The organism is Vreelandella titanicae (genome assembly GCF_014697095.1).
Lineage (GTDB): Bacteria > Pseudomonadota > Gammaproteobacteria > Pseudomonadales > Halomonadaceae > Vreelandella > Vreelandella titanicae.
Map to the genome: position 1 here is coordinate 4,876,415 of NZ_CP059082.1, position 25,572 is coordinate 4,901,986.

Sequence of the window (25,572 nt, forward strand, 5' to 3'; positions counted from 1 at the left end):
ATTAATTGAGAGTATTAAGGATAATGGATGCAATGAAACACGATACTAAGCCCCATGAAACTGAGCCCCATGACACCGATCAAAAGCCCCGGCGCTGGCTCGATAGCGCCACCCACCACTACTGGCTGACCCGCGAAGGGCTCGCGCTGTTTGAGTTCCACCGCCAGGCGCGTCTGGACTCCGGCGGCTTCGCACCGCTCGATGGTGACGGGCGCATACCCGACGACGCCGTGGCCGACACCATGCTTACCGCGCGCATGGCACATAGTTGTGCCTTAGCAGCGCTACAGGGCGTGCCGGGCGCTGCCGCGCTGGCCAAGCATGCTATTCGCGCGTTGGAAGGTAAGCTGCACGACGAGCAACACGGCGGCTGGTTTGGCGCCGACCCCGCCACCAGCGACGACCGCACCAAGCAGTGCTATATCCATCACTTCGTCGCCCTCGGTGCCGCCACTGCGACCCACGCCGATATTCCCGGCGCGGCTGCTCTGCTCGAAGAGGCCATTGGGGTGATCGACACCCGCTTCTGGTCGATGGATGAGCAAGCTTTCGTCGAGAGTTTCAGTCAGGACTGGAGCGAACTGAGCGACTACCGCGGCGGTAACAGCAACATGCACGGCGTAGAGCTGTGCTTGGCGCTAGCCGATGTGCGCGACGAACCGCTGTGGCTTGATCGGGCGCTGGCCATCGTCGAACGACTGATTCACCGCCACGCGGCTCCCCGGGAATACCGCATCCTCGAGCATTTTCACGGCGACTGGTCGGAGTGGCCGGAACACAACGCCGACCGTCCTGACGACGGCTTCTCCCCCTATGGCGCTACGCCGGGGCACGGCTTTGAGTGGTCGCGTTTGATGCTGCACCTGGAAGCATCGCTGCAATCCCGCGGCCGAACGGTTCCTGCCTGGCTGTTCACCGACGCTGCGGCGCTATTTGACGCCAGCCTGCGCGACGGCTGGAATACCGACGGCGCCCCAGGGCTGGTATATACCGTCGATTGGGAGGGTAACCCGCACTCCCTGCGGCGACGCCACTGGACCCACGCCAAGGCGGCGGGCGCGGCGGCCGCGTTCCTACAGCGCACCGGCGAGGCCCACTACGAGCACTGGTATCGGTAACTCTGGGATGCGATCGACACCCTCTTTATCGATCGTAAACGGGGCGGCTGGTACCAGGAGCTCAGCGGTGAGTTGCAGATCGACCCCGCCGAAGGCGACGTCAAACCCGATCTCTACCATGCCTACCAGCCCACGTTGCTGCCACGGTTGCCCTTAGCCCCCAACCTAGCGTTAACCGTCCACCGGTTGTAACTGGTTGTAATAAATAGTGCAACGTTCACCCGAGGTGGTCCCCCCTCAGTCGCCGTGCCTGTCGTGGGCCCGGCTTTTTCAGTTTATTTCAGTCATACCAGTGGTGGATTACGCTCAGCGAACTGGCCGTTCCAATAGGGATAATAGGGGTAAGGTGGAGTTACCGCGCTCGCCACGTCTAATCGTGCAACCTGAGACTCATCAAGGCGCCAGCCAACCGCACCAAGATTCTGCCGTAACTGGGTTTCGTCCCGGGCACCTATCAAAACCGATGACACCGTCGGACGGCGCAGCAACCAGTTAATCGCTACCTGGGGCACGCTCTTGCCGACTTCGTCAGCGATCTCGAATAGCACGTCCAGTACCCGGTACAGTCTTTCATTCGGCACAGGTGGCGCGAATCCTTCGGTCTCGTGAAGACGGCTCCCGACGGGCAGTGGTTGGCCGCGACGAATCTTACCGGTCAGGCGGCCCCAGCCCAGCGGGCTCCACACCAGAGCACCCAGGCCTTGATCCTGCCCCAATGGCATCAGCTCCCACTCGTAATCTCTGCCCACCAGGGAGTAATACGTCTGGTTCGCCACGAAGCGCGCATAGCCATAACGCTCAGCAACGCTTTGGGACTTCATCAACTGCCAGCCAGAGAAATTGGACGCCCCCAGGTAGCGAACCTTGCCAGCCCGCACCAGATCATCCAGTGCGGACATCACCTCCTCCACCGGGGTCATGGCATCGAAGTGATGCAGTTGCAGCACATCGATATAATCGGTTCCCAGCCTTTTTAGTGCGCGCTCGGTGGCGCGGATCAAGTGGTGTCGAGAGCTGCCCACGTCATTGGCGTCATCCCCGCTGCGTAGTGACAGTTTCGTGGACACGATCACCCGGTCACGACGGCCTTTGATCGCCGCACCAAGGATCGCTTCCGATGCACCATCGGAATAAACATCTGCGGAGTCGAACAGATTGACCCCAGCGTCCAGACATATATCGATCAGCCGCTTCGCTTGCTCAACATCGGTATTGCCCCAGGCACTGAACAGCGGCCCCTTGCCACCGAAGGTGCCGGCCCCGAAACCCAATGCAGGCACCTTGAAACCAGACCGCCCTAGATAACGATATTCCATCACACTCACTCCTGTTCGCAGGAAATTGCCGGGGCGGGCCGAAGGGACTCGCCATGCTCACGTTTGATGGCCCAAACGGCCACCGCCAGTCCGGTAAGAGCAACCAGTGCGGCGGCGCCAGGCACGGCGGTAAAGCTGCCGCTGCGCTCAATCACCACACCGCCCAAGCCCGCACCAATGGCATTGCCCAGATTGAACGCACCGATATTGAAGCTGGACGCCAGGCTGGCCGCGCCTTCCGCCCGGTTAAGTACCCACAGTTGCAAGGGCGCCACCGTAGCGAAACCGGCCATGCCCAGCAGGCCGACGAAGACCACCGTTGTCCCCTGATAGCCGAGCGCAAAAGGAAACAGACCCAGCACCGCCGCCAGCACTGCCAATGTGATAATCAGGGCCGGTGCCAGCCCCCGATCCGCGAGACGCCCGCCGAGCAGGTTACCGACGATCATGCCAACGCCGAATACCAGCAGAATCAGCGACACCGCATCCTGGGAGAAACCGGCGATGCCGGTCAGCATCGGCTGGATGTAGGTAAACACGGTGAACACCCCGGCGATGCCAAGCGCTGTCATCAGCAACCCCAGCAACACCGTGGGTCGACCGATCGACGCCAGACTCTTTTGCCAACCCAATACCTCTCCGTCACCGCTGTCGCGAGGCACCATGAGGGCGATCACCAGGGTCGCCAGTACGCCCACACCGGTGATTGCCCAGAAGGTGGTGCGCCAGCCATATTCGTGCCCCAGCCAAGCGCCAGCGGGCACGCCCAGCAGCGTCGCCACGGTCAAGCCGGTGAACATCGTGGCGATGGCACTGGCCCGTTTGTCCGGCGCCACCAGGCCAGTGGCGACCACCGAACCGACGCCGAAAAAAGTGCCGTGTGCTAGGGAGGTCACCACCCGGGCAACCATCAGCATCGAGTAGTTCGGAGCCAGCGCGCAGGCCAGGTTGCCGAGGGTAAAAATAACCATCAACGCCACCAGCACCTTCTTGCGAGGCCAGCGGGCACTGGCAATGGTGAGCAACGGCGCGCCCACGAACACACCCAGGGCATATCCGGAGATCAGCAGGCCCGCTTGGCGGATGCTCACATCCAGATCGGCGGCCACTTGCTCCAGCACCCCCATGATCACGAACTCGGTGGTGCCGATGCCGAAGGCACCAATGGTCAAAGCGTAGAGCGCCCAGGGGATCGGGCGCGAAGAGGTTGAAGTCATCATCAAAACGTCCATCAGGGAATGATGAGGCGAATGCTAGACCTGCATCACCCTCCTTGATACCTTTAGGATCTTTAATGACTTTCAATATTTTATTGATAATGAGACCATCATGGATCGTCTAAGCGACATCGCTCTCTTTCTTCGCGTGGTGGATCTGGGTACGATCAGCGCCGCCGCCCGCAGCCTTGACCTCTCGGTGGCCGTGGCCAGTCAACGTCTGCAGCGGTTGGAAAAGGGCCTCAATGTACGACTACTGCACCGCACAACCCGACGCCTTCACCCCACCCCCGAGGGGTTGGCGCTGGCGGAACAGGGCCGCGATCTAGTGGAGGGGCTGGAAGCACTCACCCAGGATCTACGCAGCGGCGCCGACAACGTCACCGGCACCCTGCGCGTCACCCTACCCCACTCCTTCGGGCGTCAGTACATTTCGCCGCTGTTGCCCGAGTTCCTTAACCGCTACCCCCGCTTGAACCTGGATGTCAGCCTGACGGATCAAGTGGTCGACCTGGTCGGCGAGGGCTATGACCTGGGTATTCGCATCGGCATTCTGGAAGACTCCAGCCTGGTGGCCCGGCGCTTGGCCGACGACGAGCGGGTACTGTGCGCCTCTCCCGACTACCTGAAACGCCACGGCACCCCGCAACGCCCCAGCGACCTGGTCGATCACCAATGCCTGGTACTTTCCAGCAGTCGGCGTCGGCAGGACATCTGGCATCTCACCGACAAACAAGGGCAAAGCGAGGCGGTACAGGTAGGCGGCCGCATACGCAGCAATCAGGGAGAAATGCTCACCGAAGGGGTACTCGGCGGCTTGGGCATCGCACAGCACTCGGTGTGGCACATCCACGAATACCTGCACAGCGGTCAATTGAGCGTGATATTGCCGGATTACCGGTTAACGGAAACCAGCATCTACGCGGTGATGCCCCAGCGCCAGTTGGTGCCACCTCGGGTGCGGGCGTTTGTGGCGTTTCTGGGAGAGCGGCTCGCTGAACATCCTGTCTGGGCGTTGCGGCGGGAAGATCAGTAAGTGTCAATAATCCGAAGAAGCCATTTCCGCGTCTCCGTTTCCTCCCTCAGTGCGATGGCTGCTAAAAATAACCACATGGTATGGAGGCTCGGGGGGCGTTAGCATTTTTTGTCATAGCTCTCTTTAGACATTTTTAACTGTCGAAAAGGCTTCAGTGAGACACGCCACAATTCGATCAGCGCACACTCCTAAGGAATCAAGATCGGGGTCATAGATGGTGACCTCCGTGCCAACGCATTTGGGTGATGAGAGGGGTTGCGTTAGGAGAGTGGTGATCACTATAAGCTATGGCCCTCCAGCAAACACTTGGCCCCCAAGCTACGGGTATTTATTGATATTATGGTTGAAGAGCTTTTTAAGGCTTAGTTTTTTCGGTTCCTTATAAGATTGCAAACCGAGGTGATCAGACTGAACTTCAGGTTATACAGCTACTATAGATCTGCTTTGAAACGAAAGAAATTTACTGCCACCTAAGATGCGGTCCTCGACATATTTCATACCAATTTTTTCGGCTACGCGAGCTGACGCAATATTCTGTGGGTCTATATCCGCAACTATGCGAGGAAGCCCAACGGTGTTGAGCCCATGCTCAAGAATAATCTTCGCTGCCTCTGTAGCGACCCCTTTACCCCACGCATCCCTGACTAAGCGCCAACCGATCTCTACTTCAGGCTTTAGCACATGGTAAGGAATTAAAAGAACCCAACCGTAGAATTTTTCTGTTTCACGATCACGGATCGTCCAATAGCCCAGCCCAGAGGGATACACTTGCTCAATCCGCTCAACCACAAAGCTTCTATGAGCGCTAGGCTTATGCCAAGGCCCCTGGACGAACCGCGTTACCTCTGGATCACGATCCATTCTCAAACACTCTTCGAGATCACTTAGCCTCCGTGGCCGGAGCGTTAGATGATTGGTGTTAAAGGAGGGTTGCGTATTACGCTGCATAACAAAGCTCTAGATAAAAGCGGCCCCGGGGCAATCCTCACTCCTCGATTTCATTTGGAGGGAAGGTGTTCTTAAATTGCCATTGATTGCAAACTAACGCTTGAACAGAACGGCCTTTGAAACACATGCACAATCTGCAAAAAAACGCCTCACTTCAATGGTTGTTTAGCTCACATATGAGTTTCAGCCGTCATACTCGTCGTGGCGGCGGTTCCACACATACGGCTTCGTCTGTGGCCAACCTTCCGGTGAGTCCTCCCAGGTTTCCTGGCGACCAAACGGCGTCAAATCCAGGTATGTCCAGTGGCTACCTAAATATTCGACGCCACGGGCACCGGTAAAGTAGGTACGATAAATGTCGTTTCCATCGCGAAGGAAGACACTCGCGCCATGCCTTTCGCCCTCTTCTGTCGTTGCGCCGACATCTTCGTTGAAGTCGCTTCCGTAAGAGGAGTACCAGGGAATCGTCCAGCCCATGCGCGTCTTATATTGATTGATTTTCTCTAGCGGAGCGCGTGACACCATGACCAGCGAAGTGTCACGTGCATGGAGGTGGGCCGGGTGCGTCATGGCATCGGCCACCCACGAGCACCCATCACACCCCGCCTTCCAATCGGGGGCAAACATGAAATGGTAAACAATCAGTTGACGTTGCCCAGCGAACAAGTCGCGGAATGACACGCTGCCCTCATCACCCTGGAAGACATAAGGCTTTTCCATTTTCACCATGGGTAGCTTGCGCCGCTCAGCGCTCAAGGCATCGCGTGCCCGAGTGTGTTCTTTTTCTTTAATGAGCAATCGGTTGAGTGCCGCCTCCCACTCTTCAGGGGAGACAACTTGCGGTAAAGGGTGTTTAGTTGTTGGCATATTTGGCCCTTCTTCTTTAAAGCCCGTTTGTTCTCGCTCCGCAGAAAGATCTAATTCATGGGTTGATACCAATAGCCGACTCAGTGCTTGAGTAGCACCATAGTCACCTCCCTTTCGGTAAGGGTCAGCGCTTCTATCAATGCGGGGTGGCAAGGCACGTTTCGATGGATTGCCGCATGGAACAAATTAGCGCCTGGAACTCCCCCTGCTTCCCCTGCCATTGGTCGACGACCTTTCCGAGGTAGCCTTGCTTAGCGTAGTCCAATAAAGCCGCATCTTCCTTTGCCAGCTGTTCCTTTGCCCACTCTGCTGCCACATCTTTTGAAGCAATATCACCCGTTGCTACGGTCAGCCACATGCGAGACAAGGTTAAGAGCACATTGCGTTCATCACCTGCTGTCTCTGCCAGCAACGTAGGCAAGGAATCACGAATCGCTCTTTGGACATCAGCCATTGGCACTGGCTCAAACACCTCAGCGGCGTTGATCCCATATAGCGGCAGGCTGTTATCGATCACCTTTTTCAGCACAATCGCCAGATCAGGATCACAGGCTGGTTTCGGGATGTGCCCTGCCTCGAACTCATCCCGCAACCACTCACCGTATATAAGTTCCGCCCGCGGCGGGAACCGCCAGGGCACAACATCAGAGATCGTGATGACCGTCAGCTCTACTGGCCTGGTAGCTTGTGCATTGCCAATCGTGCCAGAGACCTCCATCAGCTGCGCAACCAGAGCCTCCCTCTGCTTACAGGTTGGTGAGTCGCTCACTGCCACCAGAACATCAACATCGCTGTTACGCTGTAAGCCATCGGCAACGGCAACGGCAACGGCAGAACCAAAAAGATAAATACCCACGATCGACTCGCCAAGCACGTCTTCCGCGATGGATTGCGCTTGTTGTGCTTCATATGGAATCACGGGTCACACCACTTTTGCTGGAATGTAGTTTCCTACACTGACGAAATGCGGCGATGGTAAAAATCGAACCAGATAGAGAGTATTTTTGAGTTTTTAGGTGGCCCAATATCTTCATCAAACATAAGCTTATGACCTCGGGTGTTACTACCCCAAACTCATGCAGGCCCCACGGTCACGGTTTATCAGTGATTCTCTAAAAGATATTAACTCCACGACGCTGATAGTCGTGAACAATCTCGGCGAAACCTTCACAATCTACATAGCCAAAGTAGGAATGTTCTCACGCATCACGAGCAGATAATTCATCAGGACAGTGGCCTAATGAAAAACAAGCTGGACAAGTTCATCGGCCACGGGACTGAGCTTATAGGCGGCTTTGTGGTGACCAGCACTGGCTGCTTGATGCGGCAGCACACACGACTTTTCAAACAGCTTTAGCTTTTAAGATGGCTATCGGCTTGCTGGAACAATGCATTGGCAGCTTTAACATATTGGCTAAAACAGATGCAAGTAGCCTCGCCATGGGCTATTACTGGCTCACTGACCGCCGCCATCTCCTCCGCCGCCAGAGCAATCGATGCTAGCAGCGTCACCTCCAAAACTCGCTGACGCTGCTATTACGCTTGAACAGTTGAACTCAGTACTACCCGAAAAGTAGGCACCGCCGACCTCTTCACGCAGCTTTTCATAGCTGAAATTTTCATGTAGCTCGCTCTGATAAACGACAAATTCTGGATGATTGGTATACATCGCCAGCGCGTAGTGCTGATGCTGGCTATTTAGCCCCGCACGCTCAATACTCCGCCTTACCTGCAGCTGTGTGTAATATTCCTGGCGGCCATAATCGTTGGCCAAAACATTAGGCAGTTTCTCTATGTAGCCTTTAATAGCACGCTTCTTCTTGAAGTTATCGAGTAGTCCCACCCTTAACCTCCGTTCATTAATAAATACCAGGAAGCCTCTGGTTAACTATTACGCTTGGCCATACTCTATTAAGGATCGGCTCGTGCACGAGTCCAATCAAAGTACTCATTTACAACCCGTAAATTCGCACGCGAATCCGATTCTTTTTAATAGGCTGTGGCCTTACCTGGCCTGCGCACGCCGACTTTTCAGAAAAAGCCTAGGCATTAGTCTGACTCTATAGGCAACAGATTTTAAACGTCCCCTGTGCGCTCGTTAAGACGCTCTGTTTACTCATGGCCCAAGCAAACCCTGTGACACCGCAAAGAGTGCGAAGAGAGGAATCGCCACGACCGTTGCGGCCGCATCAAATGTAATGGCAACAGGCGTTGCGATAACACGCCCGGCTGTATCGATGGGGCCCCTGGGCATGCTCATACTGACTTGATACTCCTTTTCGAGCTTTTCAAGCGGCAAACTTCCTTCAATGGTATATCGCTCGCCTCTAATCTCCCGTATCAAGTGGAAGCTATCGGTGACGGGATTTTTCGTAAAGCCCAATGCGGTTAATTGACTGACAAGTTCGGCTGAAGGGTTCTGTTCATGCAGTGTGAGCTTAATGCTGCCGGTCACCACATTGGAGCTAGAGAGCGAGAAGCCGCTAAATTCGGGAAGAAACTCAACTTCTCGGCTAAGCACCAGCGCCTGGCCAAGTTGCTGCTGAGAGGGAAACAAAAAAGCTTCACGCCGCGTAGTGACCACTAAGTCGTTCGTTTCTTTATTAACGTAGAAGCCGTTGACGGCCATCACTCTTTCTGGCTTGGGCTCCCAAAGTTTTGTGGTGCAGCCCGCTAAAAAAATACATAGAACAATCACTACTCGATACATGCTTCCCTCCTGGTTATGGTCTATGGCAGTCCAAGTAAACTTTACCTGACCAGAACTTTAAAAAACCAGGTTTTTTATAAGTATAATTTCATATAAACCTGAAATGAACGGAGAGCGACTCGTCAGCGCTATTATCAATCCTACGGCGCACCAGCTCCTCGCTATGTTTCGACTGCCGACAACCGCACATACTCAGGAACCCTTTCCTTGAGCAAGGTGATGAGTTCAGGCTGCATTAACTCATAGTGGTCGGGAATATCCAGGCAGACTAATCTCTTCCCCTTGAGTAACTCCCCGTACTTCTTAGCGACTTCATCCCGATGGCTCTTTTCCATCACTAGAACGATGTCAGCCCACTCAATTAAGCGCCAAGAAACCGGCGTTTTAGCACTCGAACTTGTTCCAGCTCCGATTGCTTGAACACCGGGGTAAGCTGAAAAGATACGTTCAGCCGTCGGACTGCGGAGTCTATTTGCGCTGCATATAAACAGAAGATTCAAAGCTCCTCCCTGGCCCGGCTTTACGACGTGCCTAAAGCACAGCATAATTAATTAGAAGTATTTCGTGCCGTCTATCTTTGCATTTTGCAACCTTTGTCACTTTCTCACGTTATTATAGTTGCTTAGGGCCAGCTAGTTACTTAGGGCTCGTTAGCTGCTTAGAAGAATTACGGCCCCCACGCCGCCACTCAACCGTAGAAGAGCTGTCATGGACGATAATCGCCTAAATACCCTGGACCGGGCCACCAGCTTGGGCTTGATTTTTCTCGCCTTCGTACAGGGTTGTGCGCTCTATGTGCTGCATTTGGCTATCGACCATGAGTACTGGCTGGTCGCCGACCAGCGCTGGCTTAAGGCGCTCTACACCGTCGCAGTCGCCTTGCCAGCGTTTTATCTGATCAGCATCGTGCGACTGCGTGATCGCATCAACTTCCTACCGCTGCTGCTGGCTCCCCTACTGTTTTGGCTGGGCTGGCACCTTGGCTGGGTTGAGCAGGTGCCCGAGCCGCAGCAGTGGGGAGGCCACCCGTTTACCTTTGCCTTTTGCATGGCCGTAGGAACTGCCTTGTTTATTCTTGCGCTGTTCTTTCGTAGCAGCGCCGCCAGTGGCACTTGGCCAAAAACCTATCAGCCCATGCTGAATTACTCATGGGAGCATGCCCTGACAATCGCCCAACTAGGCCTATTCATTGGCGTTTTTTGGAGCTTGCTATCTTTGTGGGCAGCGCTCTTTTCAGCCATTGGCTTAGACTTTTTCAAAACATTGTTCCAAACACCCGCTTTTTTCTATCCAGTCACCTGGCTGGTGATTGGCATGGGGCTGGTGATGGTCCGCAATCGCTTTCGTTTTATCGCGAGCGTAAGACTGATGTGCGAAGCGCTTATCAAGGCGCTACTGCCGCTGGTTGCTTTAATATTATTGATGTTCTTTGCCGTGCTGCCCTGGACCGGCCTGCAGCCGATATGGGATACCGGCAGAGCCGCGCAAATACTTATGGCGCTGATGTTGACCCTGCTGCTGTTCTTCAACGCCGTTTTCTATCAAACCGATAACAAGCTGCCCTATCCTATATGGTTACGCAGCGCCGTTATGCTCGCCGTCGTATTGCTGCCGATAGGTAGCCTGCTGGCCGCCTGGGCGCTCTGGCTACGAATCGACCAATATGGTCTCAGCTTGGATAGGCTCTGGGCGGCACTGCTGCAGGCACTGACGGCAGCGTTTACCTTCAGCTACAGCCTGCTTCTGCTCTGGCGAAGACAGGCGGCGCTCCCCAGTATGCAGCGCGCCAATATTGGCCTAGCCCTGCTGGTGGCCGGGGCGCTGATCGTGGTTAATACGCCGCTGGCGGATATGCGCCACTGGGTGGCCCAGCATCAGGTCAAGCGGTTGATAGACGGACGCACCACTGTGGATGCTTTTGACTACCGCTATCTACGCTTTCACCTCGGCCAGCCGGGCAGTTTGGCATTACAAGCACTCGCTGACAGCGAGTTTGCCCAATCGCGACCTGAGCTGATACGGCGTATTGAGCTCTCGCTAAAACAAACCAATCGCTGGAACCAGGATCCACTAGTGGATACCCACAACCTGGATGATGTCGCCCAGCAGTTTAGCGTGAACCCTGAAGACGCCACGCTACCCGAGCCATTGCTCGCCTTGTTAATTGAGCAGGGCTCAGCCTGCCTAAGCCAAGTTGAACCCTGCCAAGCGTTTCAGGTAAGCAATGAGCATGAATTACAATGGCTTATCTACGCGTCCTACAGCTCGCATGGACAGGTCTATACCGAGCACAATGCAGGCTGGCAGCATCTAGGCACGCTGACTGAGTTAGGCGCAGCGCAGGATGAAAATGCTGACGGCTGTCGAAATACCAAACCGTCAACCGATTTACAGCCCATACCAGGGTCGTTAAATGCCTACCAGAGTGGCAACTGCCTATACAGCCTGCGGCCCACCCTCGAAAGCGTCAGGCAACAAATACAAGCCCGCGCAGAGGCAAGCGATGTTCGGATTGATTAAGGTGGCTGCTCCCCGCATTGACTACGGTTTACGCGGGGGCTAAAGCCTTACCTCCACGGCTGGATCAGTGCCGGGCTCTAACTGCTCACCGACCCAGAGCCGATGCAATCGGGTTTTGAGAATATCGCCAGGTCCAGAGATGAATTTAGGTTGTCCGAAGTGAGTCATCACTTCGTGTTGGCGCTCTAGTGCACGACGATCCTGCGAGACCACTGGGGCCAGGAACAATCGTATGGCTGCTTGTTTGAGCCAGCTTGGCGCCAACCCCTTGGGTGTCGAAAAGCGCGCGAAAGGCGTGAAACTGTTTCCCGTCGCTGGCGTGAAAATGGCGGTGACACACAGGGTTAGCTTGGTCTCACCTTCCCACCGCGCTTGAACCGTAGTGGGCGGATAATAGCGCGATACACTGCGCGAGCGGTCGCGCTCCAAAAAGCGCGACATCAGACCATAGTCAGGCTGGGTTTGCTCGATGGCCATATCGATCCCGTCGCCGTGGCTGGTAACAATCAGCTCCACTGGCAAGCGTCGATCCCGGCGACGAATAAAACCATGATGCAGATGATTGGTGTGGAACGGATCCATCACATTTTCAACCGCATCGTAGGCGCGACCCACCCAGGTACCTTGTTGCCACCAGAAATGATCAAGTTCAGGGTTGCCAAAATCAGGCGGTAACACGGGCTCGGGCGGTGCCGCGTCAGAAAGCGCCACAAAGATCCCGCCGTGCCGTTCGACTACGCGCAGTGCGTCGGCCTTCAGCTTTTGATCATGGGCCGTATCGATCAGACAACCGGGCACTTCGATACAGGTTCCATCGCTTGCGAAGCGCCAGCCGTGGTAAGGGCACTCGAGTGCCCCCTTGTGCACACGCCCTTCAGAAAGTGGGTAATTGCGGTGCGGGCAGCGATCGACCAAGGCGCCAATCCCCTCTTCGCTGCGAAAGAGTGCAATCGGTGTATCGCAACACATGACCTTTTGCGCTTTGCCGCGTTTCAGGTCTTTCGATAAGGCAACCATGTGCCAGGCATCACAGACTGACTTGGGAAATGTCATTAAGGCAGCTCCTCACCATTCCACTCGAGATCGTAAGTGGCGGCGGCATTCGTCGAGATATTGTGTTTGAAACCCGTCAGGGAGAAGGAGGCGGCGTCGCAAAGCGCACCAAGCAAAGGCCAGCGATCGCCAGGCCGAGACACCACGTCGCGCCCGGTAGCAACGCAGCGCCACCAATCGCGCATACGCGCACCTCGCACCGCCTGCGGCAGGCCAAATACGACCATCGCCGGGCCAAGATAAAGAGTGCGTGGCGCGGCCTCGGGTGCGGCGATCCCGTCACCGATTGCATGGGCAAGATGACCGGCACCAGTGAGCAATTGCACACCGCTGGTCGCGCGCGGATTGCATTCAAGCAAGTAGGCAGCGCCAGCTTCATCGAACATTGCATCGCAGGCGAACTGCCCATGAATGGCGGCACACTGCGCCAGGCGAGAAGCTATTTTGCGCAGCGTTTCGCGATGGTGGTCAGTGACAGGTTCGAAAGCATAGCCAGCCCCTCCGCCCAGGCGCCAGCTGGAACGGTAGGCAGCAAAGGCAACCAACTCTCCCCGATGCGCCACGCCGTGAAAACAGACTTCTTCACCCTGGATACGCGCTTGTGCCATCCAGGGGTTGTCGGGGCTGGGTGTAATAGCGGCCAACGCACGCCGGTCAGGGGCGACCAGAGCGCTATCACCAAATCGGCTGAAGCGCGGTTTGAACACCCACTCGCGACTTCTGCTAGCGAAGCCCGCCAAGTCTTCTACGCAGTCTATCGGATGGCTTTCCGGCACAGGCAGGCCCCATTCGCCGCAGTGGCGCGCAAAGGCGAACTTGTCGTGCAGTTGGCGCAACGTGGCAAGGTTAGGCACAAACAGGCGCTCACCCAATCGGCGTTGAAGGGCGGGCGCCGCAAGATGGAAAACCTCCTCGCAGGTCGGCACCACCCGCTCGAAACCGAAGGTATCGACTAGCTCGACAATACGCGCGCGGAAGGCTGCGCCCTGCTGCCGGGGCGCAGGATAGCGGTGAACCCGCGCAGGGGCTTTCGACCAGCGCGCCATACGCACCGGTACGCTGTCAGCCAGATGCGGCTCCCATCCGGCCGCGGCGAAATCCCGGGCAATATCCAGCGCGGCAACCGCCCGGGCGCCGGTGATAAGCACGCGTCTAGCCATCGCGCCACACCACCTTACGGCGCTTAGGGCCGCTCCACGCGCTTAGATCATGAACGACCTCAACCGGCACCGGCAAATCCCATGCCTGGCTCAGCGCCCGAGCAGCAGTCGTTGCGCTTGGGGTGGAAATCGAGGCTGGGCAAGGCGGCGACAGATGAAGCACGACACGCTCAGGCCCTGCTTCGGCCTGCCAGATATTGTCGCCCCCCAGCACCGCCTCAAGCGCTGCTACCACTAGAGGTGGCGTAACGGTGCGACCCTCAAAACGCCAGATATCGTTCACCCGGCCTTGTGGCGCATGGATGACCCGACCCGCAAAACCGCACGGGCAGGGACAAGCGTCGAGCTCAAGATAATCGTCACCGCGAATACGGACTATTGGTTGGCTGGTGCGGCGAAGATCGGTAATGATCGGTCGATAGCCGGGCGTGCCGGGAACCGGCTCAAGCTCGATAGCCAACGCATGGTCGTTGAGATGCAGCCGGCCGTTCGCACACTCAGCGGCCAGAAACCCTTCGGTCGCTTGGTATATTTGACGTGGCCTTACCCCCAGCCGCTCGGTAAAGAAGTGGCACTCAGCTTCACCGGCGGGTTCGCTGCCGCAAAACAGATGCTGCAGCGAGGGGAAATGCGCCCCTGCTTCAGCGAAAGCGGCCAGCCGATGGGGCGGTGCGATCAGGATCGTCGGCTCGAATTGCGCCAATTCCTCAATGCTCTGTTCAATCGACGCTTCGAGGGGGAAATGGGCAAACATAAACCGCCCTCGCCCAACATCGCTGTAGAGCGCATTACTGGCGCGCAAATGCAGGGCGAGCCGTTGGCGCTTGAGCCAAGCACGCGCCGGTAGCAGTCGGGCCAGGCTCTGGCCGATGTAGTCGGCACGCTCTGCGGGGCTGGCGAGAAATAGCCCTCGCGCACCGCCTCCCGTTCCGGTCGACCAGCCTGCCGACAATTCGCCAACGGCTGTGCCTTGCTCCGCGGCGGCGGCCAACCCGCGCAGTTCCTCATCGCTCATGCCTAGGCTATTCCAAGCGCCGTAATCAGCACGAAGATCCTCGATGTCAGTGACCGGAAACTCCGCCAGATCACGACCGGCATATCTTGCCAGTGCGGGAGTACGGGCGATGACAGGCTGCAGCTTGCGCCACATATTGGCTCGCCGCGCAGCCAGTTGCCCCGACGACAGGCTCAGCGCACGCCGCGTTCGTATCCACGCGGCTAAGACCCGGTCAGTTTGCATCATGGCCGCCAAAGCGCTTGGCACTGGCAGCGCAATGCGAAGGTAGGATGACCAAGTCGCCATTGCAGCACGCCGCCTCGCTCAACAGGTTTAGCGTAGCGCGATAACGCCGGGTATCGCCGAGAAGTGCGGTGGTAAGCCGCGGCGGCGGTCGGCGCTGCGTGATTGACTTGCCAAGCCACACCGCATCGGCAGCCAGCAAAACCTGGCGATCATCGGTGGTGCGCAGTACCAGCCCCCAGTGGCCGACGCAGTGGCCGGGCAGTTCGACGGCGATCAGGCTACCATCGCCCAGGATGTCGCGACCTTCGTTAAAGGGCGCAAATCCGCTGGGTAGCGCCACTGCTGGAGCATCTTCGAAAAAGCGAGCATTGGCATCGGCCGCCTGAGGAACCAGCGCAGGCAGCAGGCCCTGGCGCACGCGGCTAAAGCGACCCGGTCGGCGCAACTCGGACAGGCCCGCACGGGCGCAATAGACCGGCCGCTGGGCAAGGTGGCTCATTCCCGCGACGTGGTCGCCATGAAAATGCGAGATGATGGTGCCGACAATCGCACTGTCTTCAATCCCATGGGTCGCGAGCCAGGCGCTCCACGCCTGCTGTGCATCGATTTTGACCGGCGTTGTCCAGCGATAGAACCGCTCGGGAAACGTCTCGGTTGCATCGATAAAAGCAGGATCATAGCCGGTATCGAACAACAAAATACCCCGCGTCGGGTGATCAATCACCCCCACCATGGCGGGAAAATCAACCGCACACAGGCTCCCACCTGAGAGAGTGGCGATCTCTGGATGTCGGCATAAACCGCGTTCAAGCCAACGGAGTCCGACGCGGATCATGGCTGCTCTTCCTTCGTGGAGAGCTGCCTCGCTTCGGCCAGCAGGGTTGCCAGTGCATCATGCTGGGGTCGGTAGCCGAGTAATCGCTGAGCAGGCTCGAGATCAAAGGTCTGAGAGTAGGCCAGCGTCGCCAGCTTGTAGCGGGTCAGCATCGGCTCGCGGGCGGCGCGCATCAGCAACGCAGAGTTTTCACTGAGAACAGCAATAGCACGCGCCAAGCCAACCGGCAGCGAGACCAGTTGCGGTGTTTTGCCTAACGCATCGGCGAGCTTACCAGCCACCTCTCGTACCGCAATAGGGTTACCTCCCGATATGTTGATTGCCTTTCCGGCAAGCCCGACTGCCTGCTCCTCAGCGGCGCAGATAGCCCATGCGGCGTCGCGCAGATCGGTCAACTCAATTAGCGCCCTGCCGCCACGCGGAAGCGGCATCCGCTCGCGCCCCGCCAGTTCGGCCAACTTGGGCAGGATCACCTGATCGCCCGGCCCCACCAGCGCCCGCGGGCGAATGGCGCAGCAGGCCATGGCGTCTTCCCGCGACGCAAGCACGCTGCGTTCCGCCGCTAGCTTGGTACGTGCGTAGTGGTTAAGTGGCTGAAGCGCGGGGCCGTCATATTCGCCGATGGCTATCCGGTCACGATACGCAGCAAAAATTGACGGCGAAGACACAAACACGAAACGCTCAACGCCCGAGCGGCTGGCCGCTTCAAGCAGGCGTTCGGTCAGTTGAATGTTGTGAATCTCAAATGCTCGCCGGGGGCCCCAGCTGGCCGATAAGGCGGCGGCATGAATCACGCTATCGACATCCTTTAAGAGCCCGCGAAAATCAATTTCTGGCTGGGTAAGATCCGCCCTAACAAACTGCGCGCCGAGTGACGTAAGCGCCTCGCCCGCCGCCTGCGAACGCCCTGTGGCTCGCACAGCATGCCCGCGTTTTAGCGCCTCGCGCACCAGCGCCATGCCCAGCCCGCCGGTCGCCCCGGTGATAAGGATACGCCGTTGACTCATAGCTTGAGCACCATTGCACTGGCACTGATCCCCGCGGCAGTGCCCAACAGCAGGATATAGTCACCCGGCTTGGCGACCCCCGTCGTGAGTGCGTGGGCGAGCACGGTCGGGATTGAGGCGGCGATCTGGTTACCGGTATTCGGGAAGATATTGACCACGCGGTCACTGTTGGGCGCGAAAAGCCGCTTGATATGCTCGACCCCTGGCGCACTCGCCTGGTGGCAAATCACGCAGGCGAGATCATCCTTGCTTATTTCCGCCTGAGTGAGCGCACGCTCGATGACGCCAGGCAACGCTTTGGCAGCGGCCTTGAAGATGCCAAAGGCGTCCATCTCGAAATAGGAACCGGCGACCAGCGCCTGGTAACCTTCAGCGATGCGCAACTTTGTGCCGCCCGCGCGAAGCTGCGCTAGCGCGTGGTGAGCACCATGGGTAACCGAAACGCTTGAACGCATTCCACAGGTTGGGTCTGACGTCGCCTCAATCGCCAGTGCCGCCGCACCATCGCCAAAGATGGAGCGCGTTTTCGGCTCCTCAGGGTTAAGCCCTGCCGACGCGATATCGCTCGCAAAGACAAGCGCGCGCCGCCAGCGCCCGCAGGCAATGCCCATGGCGGCGATATCCAGTGCCACCATAAAGGATAAACAGGTCTGGTTAACATCAAAGCTAGGCACGCCGGACTGGCCAAAGCCGAGACGGTTCTGGACTAAAGCGGCTGTAGACGGAATCGGTTGCTCCATAACGCCACAACCGCCAATGATGACGTCGGGCGGTGTACTGCCCCAGCCTGCGCGGTTCAGCGCCTCACGGGCTGCCTCAGTCGCCATCATCGAGGTGGTCTCCTCCTCGCTCGCGACATGGCGCGCGGCAATGCCAAACTGACGTTCAGTCCAGCCGGGCGATTGACCTTGACGCTCGTCCAGGGCGCGCGAAGTTAACAGGGTGCGAGGGCGATAGCTGCCCCACCCGGCAATCGTAAAGTTGCTAATCATATGTCCAATTCTAATCGATTCGCTCTCATACTCTAATAAAGCTTAATATCAATCAATTAGAAATTAGACGATGTTCATTTTATGGCTAACTTAGTGGAGCGCGTAAAGGAGAGCCAATCACACGCTAAAAAAGCTCGTGATTTGCGGATAGCTGTCTGCTGCTTACGTTTGTTAAATTCCAGTTGCACCGACCGTGGCGAGGCCCAGGGAAAGAGCCAACACCGCTAATAGCCTCACCCACCACAGAGTGAACTGCCTGCGAAACAGGTTTATAACAAACAGCATACTTCCTACTATCCCAACTAAAACACCTACTCCAACGACTATCGCCCCTGGCTCGCCACCGAGAAAGTAGGCGCGCATTATTTCGGGAAACAAACTCCAGGCAAAAGGGATGAGCAAAGCAACGGCAATACTTGCTAAACCAGTAACTAATGCCGCGACTTCGAGCCTAAACATAGCACTCCAATATGTATTTAATGCCGCTTCTCACGGGTGGCAAAAACGCGGAAATGTAGAAGCTATGGTATTCGATACTTGACCGACTGTTTTGGCGCAAAGACTTTGCGCTAAAACTAACGAAGCGCGACGATGAAAAAAGCGAACCAGGCTGAGAAGTGCGCCACCTGACGGTGCGATAGGTTGTATGTCTTTATGATTGCATTTTCTATAAGTCGGATTCATGGTTATAACATATAACGTAGCTTTGGCATCTGGCGCATGGATTGTGTATGCAGCCACAAAGGGCTCGGTGTCTCAATTAAACATAACCTACGCCCCTTGAGCAAAGCACCGCTTATAGCCTTCCAGCTGTCAGACCGGCGGCACCATCGTCAATGGCTGAGGTAAGATCCCACTCGATCACATAAGGCATGGCTGCGATGAACCACGACACCGATCAAAAACCCCGGCGCTGGCTCAATAGTGCCACCCATCACCACTGGCTGACCCGCGAAGGGGTCGCATTGTTCGAATTCCATCGTCAGGCGCGTCTGGCCTCTGGTGGTTTCGCAGTACTCGATGGTGACGGGCGCATTCCCGACGGCGCCAGCGCCGACACCATGCTCACCGCACGCATGGCGCACAGCTGTGCCCTGGCGGCACTACAAGGCCTACCAGGTGCTGCAGCACTGGCCGAGCACGCCATTCGCGCTTTGTCTGGCAAGCTGCGCGACGAGCATCACGGAGGCTGGTTCGGGGCCGATCCCGCCACCAGCGACGACCGCACTAAGCAGTGCTATACCCATCACTTCGTCGCCCTCGGTGCCGCCACTGCGACCCACGCCGACATTCCCGGCGCGGCTGCTCTGCTCGAAGAGGCCATTGGGGTGATCGACACCCGCTTCTGGTCGATGGATGAGCAAGCTTTCGTCGAGAGTTTCAGTCAGGACTGGAGCGAACTGAGCGACTACCGCGGCGGTAACAGCAACATGCACGGCGTAGAGCTGTGCTTGGCCCTAGCCGATGTGCGCGACGAACCGCTATGGCTTGACCGGGCGCTAGCCATCGTTGAACGGCTGATTCACCACCACGCGGCTCCCCAGGATTACCGCATCCTCGAGCATTTTCATGGCGACTGGTCAGAATGGCCGGAGCACAACGCCGACTGCCCCGACGACGGGTTCTATCCCTATGGCGCCACGCCGGGTCACGGTTTCGAGTGGTCGCGGCTGATGCTGCAACTGGAGGCGGCGCTTGAATCTCGCGGCCGCGCAGCTCCTTCTTGGCTATTCGCTGACGCTGCGGCGCTATTTGACGCCAGCCTGCGTGATGGCTGGGCCACCGACGGCACCCCAGGGCTAGTGTATACCGTGGATTGGGAGGGTCGCCCAAACTCCCTGCGGCGTCGCCACTGGACTCACGCCGAAGCACTGGCCGCCGCTGCCGCGTTTCTACAACGCACCGATCAGACCCACTACGAGCGCTGGTATCGGCGGCTTTGGGATTTCATCGACACCACCTTTATTGATCGCGCGCGGGGCGGCTGGTATCAGGAGCTCGACGGTAAGCTGCAGATCGACACTGCCGAAGGTGACATCAAGCCCGATCTCTACCACGCTTACCAGGCCACACTGATACCGCGGCTACCCTTGGCACTCAACTTGGCGTTGGCTGTCGAGAGGCTGTAGTAGCTCAACCTTTACCCGAACTGATCGTATTATGACCACCTGAGGTTAGCTGCCAGGGTAGTGGTCACTGTGGCTAACCTAGTTATTTTTCGACTGTCGCTAATCGTACATACTCTGGAACTCTTTCCTTGAATAATTTAATGAGTCCAAGCTGCATTAACTCATAGTGATCCGGAATAGATTCAAAGCTCCCCCTAGGCCCGGCTATACGGCCGGCCTGAAGCGCAGCGATGACTTTGACGTATCGAAGCGGAGGCATTCGAGTGACGCGCCTGGCTAGCTGCTCCTAAGCATGTACGCCCGATGCTTCCGCTCTTCTCGCATGATATAGAGGACGAGAACCCACCTCTCATCCATTTACCCAACAACCAGGAGGAGAACATGCAGACAATCAAACTAGGCGGAGAAAGCGTACCCCGTATAGGCCAGGGCACCTGGCATATGGGCGAGAATGCCGGACAACGGCAGGCTGAGGTCAGGGCGCTGCGTGAAGGTCTGGATCTGGGCATGATGCTGATCGATACCGCAGAGATGTATGCCGAGGGCGGTGCTGAAGAAGTCGTTGGCCAAGCGATCCGTGGCCGGCGCGATGAAGTGTATCTGGTCAGCAAGGTCTACCCGCACAACGCCAGCACCAAGGGCGTTCAGGCTGCCTGCGAGCGCAGCCTGCGCCGATTGGGCACCGACACTATCGATCTATACCTGCTGCACTGGCGCGGCCAGTACCCGCTGAGCGAAACAGTGGAAGCCTTCGAACGGCTGCGCGAACAGGGCAAGATCTTGCGCTGGGGTGTATCGAACTTCGACATTGACGACTTAGCAGAGCTCAGCGAGCCAGCTTGCGCCACCAATCAGGTGCTCTACAACCCCGAAGCACGGGGCATTGAATACGACCTGCTGCCCTGGCAAGCACAGCAAAATATGCCGCTCATGGCCTACTGCCCCATCGGGCAAGGCGGCGCGCTACTGCATGATGCCGCCCTGCAACGCATCGCCGGCAAACACAGCGCCACCACCGCGCAAGTCGCCCTCGCCTGGGCACTGCGCCACCCAGGCGTGATCGCTATTCCTAAAGCCGTAAATCTGGAACACCTCAAACAGAACTTTGATGCCGATAAAGTCAGACTCGACGACGATGATCTGGCACAGATCGATGCCGCCTTTCCTCCGCCAGCGCGCAAGCAGTCATTGCAGATGGTGTGAGGAAGAGTCATTAACGGCCCAGCACTGGAGTGATGTCATGTCACTGCCCGCCCCACAACCAAACGCCTGGATTCGCTTTCTCGCCCACCTGCTGTTTATTCTGGCGGCGTGGACGCTGTTCATTAAATACCTGTTTCCCATTGGGTACGGGCTGGCATACGGCGAGCCCTGGGCAAGGCATATCTATTGGGATCTATGGCCACTGGCGCACGTTTGGCTAGGTTGGGCGCTGCTCGAACGGCCTAGCTATACGCGTGCATTGGCGGTGGGCATGTCCGTCATTGAAATCCTCATCATCTGTACCCTGTTCGTCCGTTTTCTCGCCGACCCTGAGTGGTCGATCTGGCGTACCAACTGGTTTGTGAATAAGGTATTTGTGCTGACATGCTTTGTGCTGGTGTTGGCTGCCACGGTGCCGATTCAAAAAAACCTGAAGGAGCGACCGCTATGAAGCATCGCATCACGCGCAGACAAAGCCTTACGCTCATCGGCGCCACGCTCACCGCCATGACGCTCCCAACCGTATCACTTCTTGCCAACACGGGCGGGATGCAACAGAAGACCTTTGCGGGCACGGACAAAACGCTGCCGTTATCGGCATGGGCACTTGGCGAACATTCAACGTTGGCAGTGATCCGAAGCTGCTCAATGTGCGTACCGAAGTAGTTAAGGCATTCTTCGAGCATGACGGCGGACTGATCGACTCTTCGCCCATGTATGGCTCGGCGCCTCCAATCACCGCAACTGAAATGCAGTGCCCTCTTTATTAGTTACTAAACAGGCTGCCGCCACCGCCAAACCAAACGATGGGCATTAAACATCAGCAGGTTGCCACTCACAATCATTGCTAACCCTATAAGTGCATCCGCATGCCACTGGTAACCCTCGAACACCGTTGACAGCGCCAGCGCAACCAAAGGAAACAATACCGTCGCATAAGCCGCCTTACCGGCACCAATACGGCCGACCAGCATAAAGTAGGCACCAAAGCCTCCCACCGATCCTATTACCGCCAAATAAACCAGGGCACCTAGATATCTCGGTTCCGCTGGCAGGCTGAAACTGGCTCCCTGAGCCCAGGCAATCAGCCCCATCAACATCCCCCCATACAGCATAGCAAAGGCGTTGGTGGTGTTGATTTTCAAGCCGCATCGCTGGTGCCTGACCGACACCATGTTACCCAGCGAAAACCCGTAGGTACCCAGCAACGTCAAACCAATGGCGCCCAGCAGTTCCCACGTAGCCTCAACTGTGACCAGATCCTGCCAGAAAATCAGCGCCATGCCCGGCAGACCAAGGGCCAAAGCCAGGTAAAATACCCGCGGAACCGGTGTGCGAAAGAATAGGTAGCCATTGGCCGCATTAAACAGTATCGACATAGAAAACAGGATGGCAATTAGGCCGCTGGGCAGATAACCCGCAGCGGTATAGAAGCAGTAGAAATTCAAACCAAAGACACAGCCCCCCTGCAACAGGCAGAAAAGATGGTCCCTGGTATGCAGAGCCTGGCGTCGGCGCAGCAATGTAAGCCCGGCCAACAGCACCAGCGCGGCGATGAGAAAACGATAGAATACCGAGACCGGCACCGCCACCTCGCCCACTTGCCAAGCGATAGCCAGCCAGGTCGAGCCCCAGATAAGAACTGTTGAGATATACAGAAGGCTATTCATGGCTTGCCATTCCCAGAGTGGTTAGTGTCAGCCATAGTATCGGCTCACCCCGGCTGGCTAGCTTGCCTGCGTTTGCGCCAGTTTGTCTATTCTTGCGGTTGAATGGTTCGCTGAATTGAGTTTCGTGCTGAGCCTGAGTACTGTTAACGCAGTTCCCAGGAGCCGCCCATGTTCACCGACACTTTGAGCCACTATCCCAGGATGAAACAGACGCAGGCGCGTCTAGTAAGTAGCACCCAGCTAAAAAATGGCATGGCGCTGGCCCGTTGGAGTAACCAAGAAGACCGTATTGAGAAAATTCACTCAAACCACCACACTCTGAGCGTTTATCTGAACGGCGCGGAGAACTCCCTACGCAGGCAGGGATCACAAACCATTGCCAGCGAGACCAGCAATAGCGTGTGTTTAATGCCCGCCAATCTGATCACAAGTTGGGACGTGCATGGGCCTATCTCACTACTGCATTTCTATTTCAGCGACACTCACCTGAGTCAGTTGATCGAACAGGTATGGGATAAAGATGGCCGAAGCGTGCAACTGGACGAAATCGACTTCGCCCAGGATGCCCTGCTCACTCAGCTGTTTTGCACCACCCTTGGCCAGAGCAACTGGCAAGACCCTCTGGATCAATTAGCGCTGGATTCCGCCACCCAAACGGCATTGATACACACCCTACGCCACTATAGCCAGCGCCGACTGCCAACTCTGCGCCCAACCGGTGGACTACCTGCGTGGCAATTAAAACGAGTGGTGGAGTTCATTGAGCATCACCTGAACCAACCCCTTACGCTGGCATGCATGGCGGGTATCACTGGCTTAAGTGACTACCACTTCGCCCGCATGTTCAAACAAGCCACTGGTTACCCACCACATCGCTATGTGCTGCACCGTCGTCTTATCCGGGCGCAATACTTGTTGGCGGAAACATCGCTAAATATGACTGAGATCGCACTACGCTGCGGTTTTGGCTCCAGCAGTCATTTCAGCAACCGCTTTCGCGCAGAGACAGGTGTCAGTCCTACTGAGTATCGGACGCAACAACGTAGCTAGGATTCTTACGAAGACTGCCTGCTACCCGCCCCGCTTTAGAACTTTGTCGCCGTCGCGTTTTTCTTTCAGCGCTATGCAGCGCTCAACTGGGCCGGGGGCTATATTGGAGACGCTTTCATTGCCCAGGCCATGCTGCTGGTATTGATGGCGTTAACGGGATGGGGAATGGATAACACGCCACGCGCAACAAACTCACCAGTTGCTATAGGCATAGCCATCAGCCTCTTCGGCCTGATCATAATGCCGCTGATGGCGCCGCTAAGCGGCGGCACCTGGCACCTGGCACCTGGCACCTGGCACCTGGCGGAAGTGTTCGGCATTCATGCCGCCCCCACAGCAGTTACCACGCTGGGCCTAGCCCTTATCATGTTCCAGGGTTTCGCCCTATAGAGTGGCGACGAAGAAGCCAAGGAAAGGGCGGCCACCAGACGCGAACTGCTGCGACTTGTTATATCTTGTTAACTAACTGCAAAGTCTTCAAGCGCTTTTCCTGTCAAACGGTAGCCTATCCATTCATTTTGCGGTTTTGCGCCTATTGACTCATAGAACTGGATCGCAGGTTCATTCCAGTCAAGTACGTTCCACTCGAAACGGCCGCATTTTTTCGATATTGCAATGTTAGCAAGATACTTCAAAAGTGCTTTTCCAGCCCCGACGCCACGACATTTTTTAGTAACGTACAAATCTTCAAGATATAGCCCATACTTACCGAGCCATGTTGAGAAATTGAAAAAATAAACGGCAAAGCCAATAGGTTCGTTATTGAAATAACAGATAACGGCCTTAGTCGTCGTATTATCGCCAAACAAAGCGTTTTCTATATCCGCGACTGTCGCTAACACTTCATGCTCTGCTTTTTCATAAGTCGCAAGTTCTATGACAAATTTATGGATTAAAGCCGAGTCTTCAATGGTAGCTTGCCGGATTTCCACTTCTGACATTACCTACCTCCGTATCTTGTAATCATGTTTGTGTTCCGCTTGCTGCGTCACCAATTCGCACGCAACCGCTCTCGCGCTACTCTACGCTGGCGTTATATAAGATCACCTCATCTCCAGCCCCATAGCCGCTAATCACGGCCGCGCGGGAGACTCCCAGCGTTGATTGATACAGCTTCTCTGCGAAGTTGCCTTCCGAAGTGGTCACCATCACCGCCCCCACATCGCAGCCCTGGCGACGCACGTGGGCCTTGAACGGCGCTAGCGACTCCACAATGAGCTGCTTACCCAGCCCCCTACCTGCTGCTTCCGGGTGAATGCCGATTTGCTCCAGCTCGATGATGCTTTTTTCCCGAAAGCCGTTCTTAACGCACCAAAGGATATAGCCACGCACCAGACCGTCCACCTCCACCACGTAGTAAACGCCCCGTGGATAGGTGTTAAACGACGACTCAATCCACAGCGCGTGATTTTTCTCACGGGGGAAACACGCCTGGTACACCTCGGCGATGGCGGCAATATCGTTTTGTTCTGCTGCTCTTACGCTCATTCTAAAGTCC

27 protein-coding genes are annotated in these 25,572 nt (G+C 56.6%); 9 read left to right on the forward strand and 18 right to left on the reverse strand.

Annotated features, from left to right (window positions below; translation table 11 throughout):
* The first annotated feature begins 32 nt into the window (after positions 1–32).
* Positions 33–1,118 carry an AGE family epimerase/isomerase gene (locus HZS52_RS22510; protein WP_223827995.1) on the forward strand — a complete coding sequence of 362 codons (1,086 nt, stop codon included), beginning with the start codon at positions 33–35 and terminating at the stop codon, positions 1,116–1,118.
* Between the two features lie 284 nt (positions 1,119–1,402).
* Here HZS52_RS22510 and HZS52_RS22515 read toward each other — a convergent pair whose 3' ends face one another.
* A complete protein-coding gene (locus HZS52_RS22515) occupies positions 1,403–2,434 on the reverse strand; it encodes an aldo/keto reductase (protein ID WP_161463328.1) in 1,032 nt (343 codons plus the stop codon).
* A gap of 5 nt (positions 2,435–2,439) precedes the next feature.
* On the reverse strand, positions 2,440–3,654 hold the full coding sequence (locus tag HZS52_RS22520; protein WP_223827996.1) for an MFS transporter: 1,215 nt from the start codon (positions 3,652–3,654) through the stop codon (positions 2,440–2,442).
* Between the two features lie 109 nt (positions 3,655–3,763).
* Between HZS52_RS22520 and HZS52_RS22525 the strand changes: the two genes are divergently transcribed.
* On the forward strand, positions 3,764–4,687 hold the full coding sequence (locus HZS52_RS22525) for a LysR family transcriptional regulator (protein WP_190373732.1): 924 nt from the start codon (positions 3,764–3,766) through the stop codon (positions 4,685–4,687).
* Positions 4,688–5,107: 420 nt separating this feature from the next.
* On the opposite strand, the gene HZS52_RS22530 is transcribed toward HZS52_RS22525, so the two are convergent.
* From HZS52_RS22530 to HZS52_RS22555, 6 genes are all read right to left on the reverse strand, one after another.
* Entirely contained in the window at positions 5,108–5,635 is a 528-nt protein-coding gene (locus HZS52_RS22530; protein ID WP_009287232.1) for a GNAT family N-acetyltransferase, read from the reverse strand.
* Positions 5,636–5,818: 183 nt separating this feature from the next.
* Positions 5,819–6,502, reverse strand: a complete 684-nt coding sequence (locus HZS52_RS22535; RefSeq protein WP_053856848.1) for a DUF899 domain-containing protein — start codon at positions 6,500–6,502, stop codon at positions 5,819–5,821.
* A 136-nt stretch (positions 6,503–6,638) separates the two neighbouring features.
* Entirely contained in the window at positions 6,639–7,421 is a 783-nt protein-coding gene (locus HZS52_RS22540; protein ID WP_190373733.1) for an aminoglycoside adenylyltransferase family protein, read from the reverse strand.
* Positions 7,422–7,958: 537 nt separating this feature from the next.
* Positions 7,959–8,345, reverse strand: a complete 387-nt coding sequence (locus HZS52_RS22545; RefSeq protein WP_190373734.1) for a DUF6559 family protein — start codon at positions 8,343–8,345, stop codon at positions 7,959–7,961.
* Between the two features lie 273 nt (positions 8,346–8,618).
* Positions 8,619–9,212, reverse strand: coding sequence for a hypothetical protein (locus tag HZS52_RS22550; protein ID WP_190373735.1), 594 nt, complete (start codon positions 9,210–9,212; stop codon positions 8,619–8,621).
* A 161-nt stretch (positions 9,213–9,373) separates the two neighbouring features.
* A complete protein-coding gene (locus tag HZS52_RS22555; protein ID WP_190373736.1) occupies positions 9,374–9,712 on the reverse strand; it encodes a low molecular weight protein tyrosine phosphatase family protein in 339 nt (112 codons plus the stop codon).
* Positions 9,713–9,920: 208 nt separating this feature from the next.
* Between HZS52_RS22555 and HZS52_RS22560 the strand changes: the two genes are divergently transcribed.
* Complete coding sequence (locus HZS52_RS22560; RefSeq protein WP_190373737.1) at positions 9,921–11,732, forward strand: DUF4153 domain-containing protein; 1,812 nt, start codon at positions 9,921–9,923, stop codon at positions 11,730–11,732.
* Positions 11,733–11,771: 39 nt separating this feature from the next.
* Here the strand turns inward: HZS52_RS22560 and HZS52_RS22565 are convergent, their stop codons facing one another.
* The 7 genes from HZS52_RS22565 to HZS52_RS22595 form a co-directional block, all read right to left on the reverse strand.
* Positions 11,772–12,785 carry an aromatic ring-hydroxylating oxygenase subunit alpha gene (locus HZS52_RS22565; RefSeq protein ID WP_190373738.1) on the reverse strand — a complete coding sequence of 338 codons (1,014 nt, stop codon included), beginning with the start codon at positions 12,783–12,785 and terminating at the stop codon, positions 11,772–11,774.
* Positions 12,785–13,945, reverse strand: a complete 1,161-nt coding sequence (locus HZS52_RS22570) for an ATP-grasp domain-containing protein (protein ID WP_159176319.1) — start codon at positions 13,943–13,945, stop codon at positions 12,785–12,787. Before HZS52_RS22570 ends, HZS52_RS22565 begins: the two co-directional genes overlap by 1 nt.
* Positions 13,938–15,248, reverse strand: coding sequence for a cell division protein FtsA (locus HZS52_RS22575; protein ID WP_159176318.1), 1,311 nt, complete (start codon positions 15,246–15,248; stop codon positions 13,938–13,940). The genes HZS52_RS22570 and HZS52_RS22575 overlap by 8 nt, the downstream gene beginning before the upstream one ends.
* On the reverse strand, positions 15,175–16,023 hold the full coding sequence (locus HZS52_RS22580; RefSeq protein ID WP_190373739.1) for an MBL fold metallo-hydrolase: 849 nt from the start codon (positions 16,021–16,023) through the stop codon (positions 15,175–15,177). Before HZS52_RS22580 ends, HZS52_RS22575 begins: the two co-directional genes overlap by 74 nt.
* Positions 16,020–17,030 carry an NAD-dependent epimerase/dehydratase family protein gene (locus HZS52_RS22585; RefSeq protein WP_159176316.1) on the reverse strand — a complete coding sequence of 337 codons (1,011 nt, stop codon included), beginning with the start codon at positions 17,028–17,030 and terminating at the stop codon, positions 16,020–16,022. Before HZS52_RS22585 ends, HZS52_RS22580 begins: the two co-directional genes overlap by 4 nt.
* Entirely contained in the window at positions 17,027–18,022 is a 996-nt protein-coding gene (locus HZS52_RS22590; protein WP_190373740.1) for a 3-oxoacyl-[acyl-carrier-protein] synthase III C-terminal domain-containing protein, read from the reverse strand. The genes HZS52_RS22585 and HZS52_RS22590 overlap by 4 nt, the downstream gene beginning before the upstream one ends.
* A gap of 171 nt (positions 18,023–18,193) precedes the next feature.
* Complete coding sequence (locus HZS52_RS22595; RefSeq protein WP_027959842.1) at positions 18,194–18,481, reverse strand: hypothetical protein; 288 nt, start codon at positions 18,479–18,481, stop codon at positions 18,194–18,196.
* A 422-nt stretch (positions 18,482–18,903) separates the two neighbouring features.
* Between HZS52_RS22595 and HZS52_RS22600 the strand changes: the two genes are divergently transcribed.
* The 4 genes from HZS52_RS22600 to HZS52_RS22615 all read left to right on the forward strand — a co-directional run bounded on the left by HZS52_RS22600 (position 18,904) and on the right by HZS52_RS22615 (position 22,020).
* Entirely contained in the window at positions 18,904–20,151 is a 1,248-nt protein-coding gene (locus tag HZS52_RS22600; RefSeq protein ID WP_190373741.1) for an AGE family epimerase/isomerase, read from the forward strand.
* A gap of 381 nt (positions 20,152–20,532) precedes the next feature.
* Entirely contained in the window at positions 20,533–21,354 is an 822-nt protein-coding gene (locus HZS52_RS22605; RefSeq protein WP_190373742.1) for an aldo/keto reductase, read from the forward strand.
* 37 nt (positions 21,355–21,391) lie between these two features.
* Complete coding sequence (locus tag HZS52_RS22610; protein WP_190373743.1) at positions 21,392–21,805, forward strand: hypothetical protein; 414 nt, start codon at positions 21,392–21,394, stop codon at positions 21,803–21,805.
* Entirely contained in the window at positions 21,802–22,020 is a 219-nt protein-coding gene (locus HZS52_RS22615; RefSeq protein WP_190373744.1) for a hypothetical protein, read from the forward strand. The genes HZS52_RS22610 and HZS52_RS22615 overlap by 4 nt, the downstream gene beginning before the upstream one ends.
* Before the next feature lie 107 nt (positions 22,021–22,127).
* Here HZS52_RS22615 and HZS52_RS22620 read toward each other — a convergent pair whose 3' ends face one another.
* On the reverse strand, positions 22,128–23,024 hold the full coding sequence (locus tag HZS52_RS22620) for a DMT family transporter (protein WP_009287227.1): 897 nt from the start codon (positions 23,022–23,024) through the stop codon (positions 22,128–22,130).
* A 168-nt stretch (positions 23,025–23,192) separates the two neighbouring features.
* Here HZS52_RS22620 and HZS52_RS22625 point away from each other — a divergent pair, with 168 nt between their 5' ends.
* On the forward strand, positions 23,193–24,074 hold the full coding sequence (locus HZS52_RS22625) for a helix-turn-helix domain-containing protein (RefSeq protein WP_022520598.1): 882 nt from the start codon (positions 23,193–23,195) through the stop codon (positions 24,072–24,074).
* A gap of 165 nt (positions 24,075–24,239) precedes the next feature.
* A complete protein-coding gene (locus tag HZS52_RS22630) occupies positions 24,240–24,464 on the forward strand; it encodes a hypothetical protein (protein ID WP_190373745.1) in 225 nt (74 codons plus the stop codon).
* Between the two features lie 68 nt (positions 24,465–24,532).
* On the opposite strand, the gene HZS52_RS22635 is transcribed toward HZS52_RS22630, so the two are convergent.
* Both HZS52_RS22635 and HZS52_RS22640 read right to left on the reverse strand, forming a co-directional pair.
* On the reverse strand, positions 24,533–25,015 hold the full coding sequence (locus HZS52_RS22635) for a GNAT family N-acetyltransferase (RefSeq protein WP_190373746.1): 483 nt from the start codon (positions 25,013–25,015) through the stop codon (positions 24,533–24,535).
* Between the two features lie 76 nt (positions 25,016–25,091).
* Positions 25,092–25,562 carry a GNAT family N-acetyltransferase gene (locus HZS52_RS22640; RefSeq protein WP_190373747.1) on the reverse strand — a complete coding sequence of 157 codons (471 nt, stop codon included), beginning with the start codon at positions 25,560–25,562 and terminating at the stop codon, positions 25,092–25,094.
* Positions 25,563–25,572 lie beyond the last annotated feature (10 nt).

Excerpts from the sequence above, each read along its gene's own strand:
- HZS52_RS22625 (WP_022520598.1), top strand. The coding sequence starts at position 23,193 with ATGTTCACCGACACTTTGAGCCACTATCCCAGGATGAAACAGACGCAG.
- HZS52_RS22615 (WP_190373744.1), top strand. The coding sequence starts at position 21,802 with ATGAAGCATCGCATCACGCGCAGACAAAGCCTTACGCTCATCGGCGCC.
- HZS52_RS22515 (WP_161463328.1), bottom strand. The coding sequence starts at position 2,434 with ATGGAATATCGTTATCTAGGGCGGTCTGGTTTCAAGGTGCCTGCATTG.
- HZS52_RS22570 (WP_159176319.1), bottom strand. The coding sequence starts at position 13,945 with ATGGCTAGACGCGTGCTTATCACCGGCGCCCGGGCGGTTGCCGCGCTG.
- HZS52_RS22580 (WP_190373739.1), bottom strand. The coding sequence starts at position 16,023 with ATGATCCGCGTCGGACTCCGTTGGCTTGAACGCGGTTTATGCCGACAT.
- HZS52_RS22605 (WP_190373742.1), top strand. The coding sequence starts at position 20,533 with ATGCAGACAATCAAACTAGGCGGAGAAAGCGTACCCCGTATAGGCCAG.
- HZS52_RS22600 (WP_190373741.1), top strand. The coding sequence starts at position 18,904 with ATGAACCACGACACCGATCAAAAACCCCGGCGCTGGCTCAATAGTGCC.
- HZS52_RS22560 (WP_190373737.1), top strand. The coding sequence starts at position 9,921 with ATGGACGATAATCGCCTAAATACCCTGGACCGGGCCACCAGCTTGGGC.
- HZS52_RS22535 (WP_053856848.1), bottom strand. The coding sequence starts at position 6,502 with ATGCCAACAACTAAACACCCTTTACCGCAAGTTGTCTCCCCTGAAGAG.
- HZS52_RS22595 (WP_027959842.1), bottom strand. The coding sequence starts at position 18,481 with ATGTTTAGGCTCGAAGTCGCGGCATTAGTTACTGGTTTAGCAAGTATT.
- HZS52_RS22520 (WP_223827996.1), bottom strand. The coding sequence starts at position 3,654 with ATGATGACTTCAACCTCTTCGCGCCCGATCCCCTGGGCGCTCTACGCT.
- HZS52_RS22525 (WP_190373732.1), top strand. The coding sequence starts at position 3,764 with ATGGATCGTCTAAGCGACATCGCTCTCTTTCTTCGCGTGGTGGATCTG.
- HZS52_RS22585 (WP_159176316.1), bottom strand. The coding sequence starts at position 17,030 with ATGAGTCAACGGCGTATCCTTATCACCGGGGCGACCGGCGGGCTGGGC.
- HZS52_RS22640 (WP_190373747.1), bottom strand. The coding sequence starts at position 25,562 with ATGAGCGTAAGAGCAGCAGAACAAAACGATATTGCCGCCATCGCCGAG.
- HZS52_RS22565 (WP_190373738.1), bottom strand. The coding sequence starts at position 12,785 with ATGACATTTCCCAAGTCAGTCTGTGATGCCTGGCACATGGTTGCCTTA.
- HZS52_RS22510 (WP_223827995.1), top strand. The coding sequence starts at position 33 with ATGAAACACGATACTAAGCCCCATGAAACTGAGCCCCATGACACCGAT.
- HZS52_RS22550 (WP_190373735.1), bottom strand. The coding sequence starts at position 9,212 with ATGTATCGAGTAGTGATTGTTCTATGTATTTTTTTAGCGGGCTGCACC.
- HZS52_RS22610 (WP_190373743.1), top strand. The coding sequence starts at position 21,392 with ATGTCACTGCCCGCCCCACAACCAAACGCCTGGATTCGCTTTCTCGCC.
- HZS52_RS22635 (WP_190373746.1), bottom strand. The coding sequence starts at position 25,015 with ATGTCAGAAGTGGAAATCCGGCAAGCTACCATTGAAGACTCGGCTTTA.
- HZS52_RS22590 (WP_190373740.1), bottom strand. The coding sequence starts at position 18,022 with ATGATTAGCAACTTTACGATTGCCGGGTGGGGCAGCTATCGCCCTCGC.
- HZS52_RS22630 (WP_190373745.1), top strand. The coding sequence starts at position 24,240 with ATGGATAACACGCCACGCGCAACAAACTCACCAGTTGCTATAGGCATA.
- HZS52_RS22620 (WP_009287227.1), bottom strand. The coding sequence starts at position 23,024 with ATGAATAGCCTTCTGTATATCTCAACAGTTCTTATCTGGGGCTCGACC.
- HZS52_RS22530 (WP_009287232.1), bottom strand. The coding sequence starts at position 5,635 with ATGCAGCGTAATACGCAACCCTCCTTTAACACCAATCATCTAACGCTC.
- HZS52_RS22575 (WP_159176318.1), bottom strand. The coding sequence starts at position 15,248 with ATGGCGACTTGGTCATCCTACCTTCGCATTGCGCTGCCAGTGCCAAGC.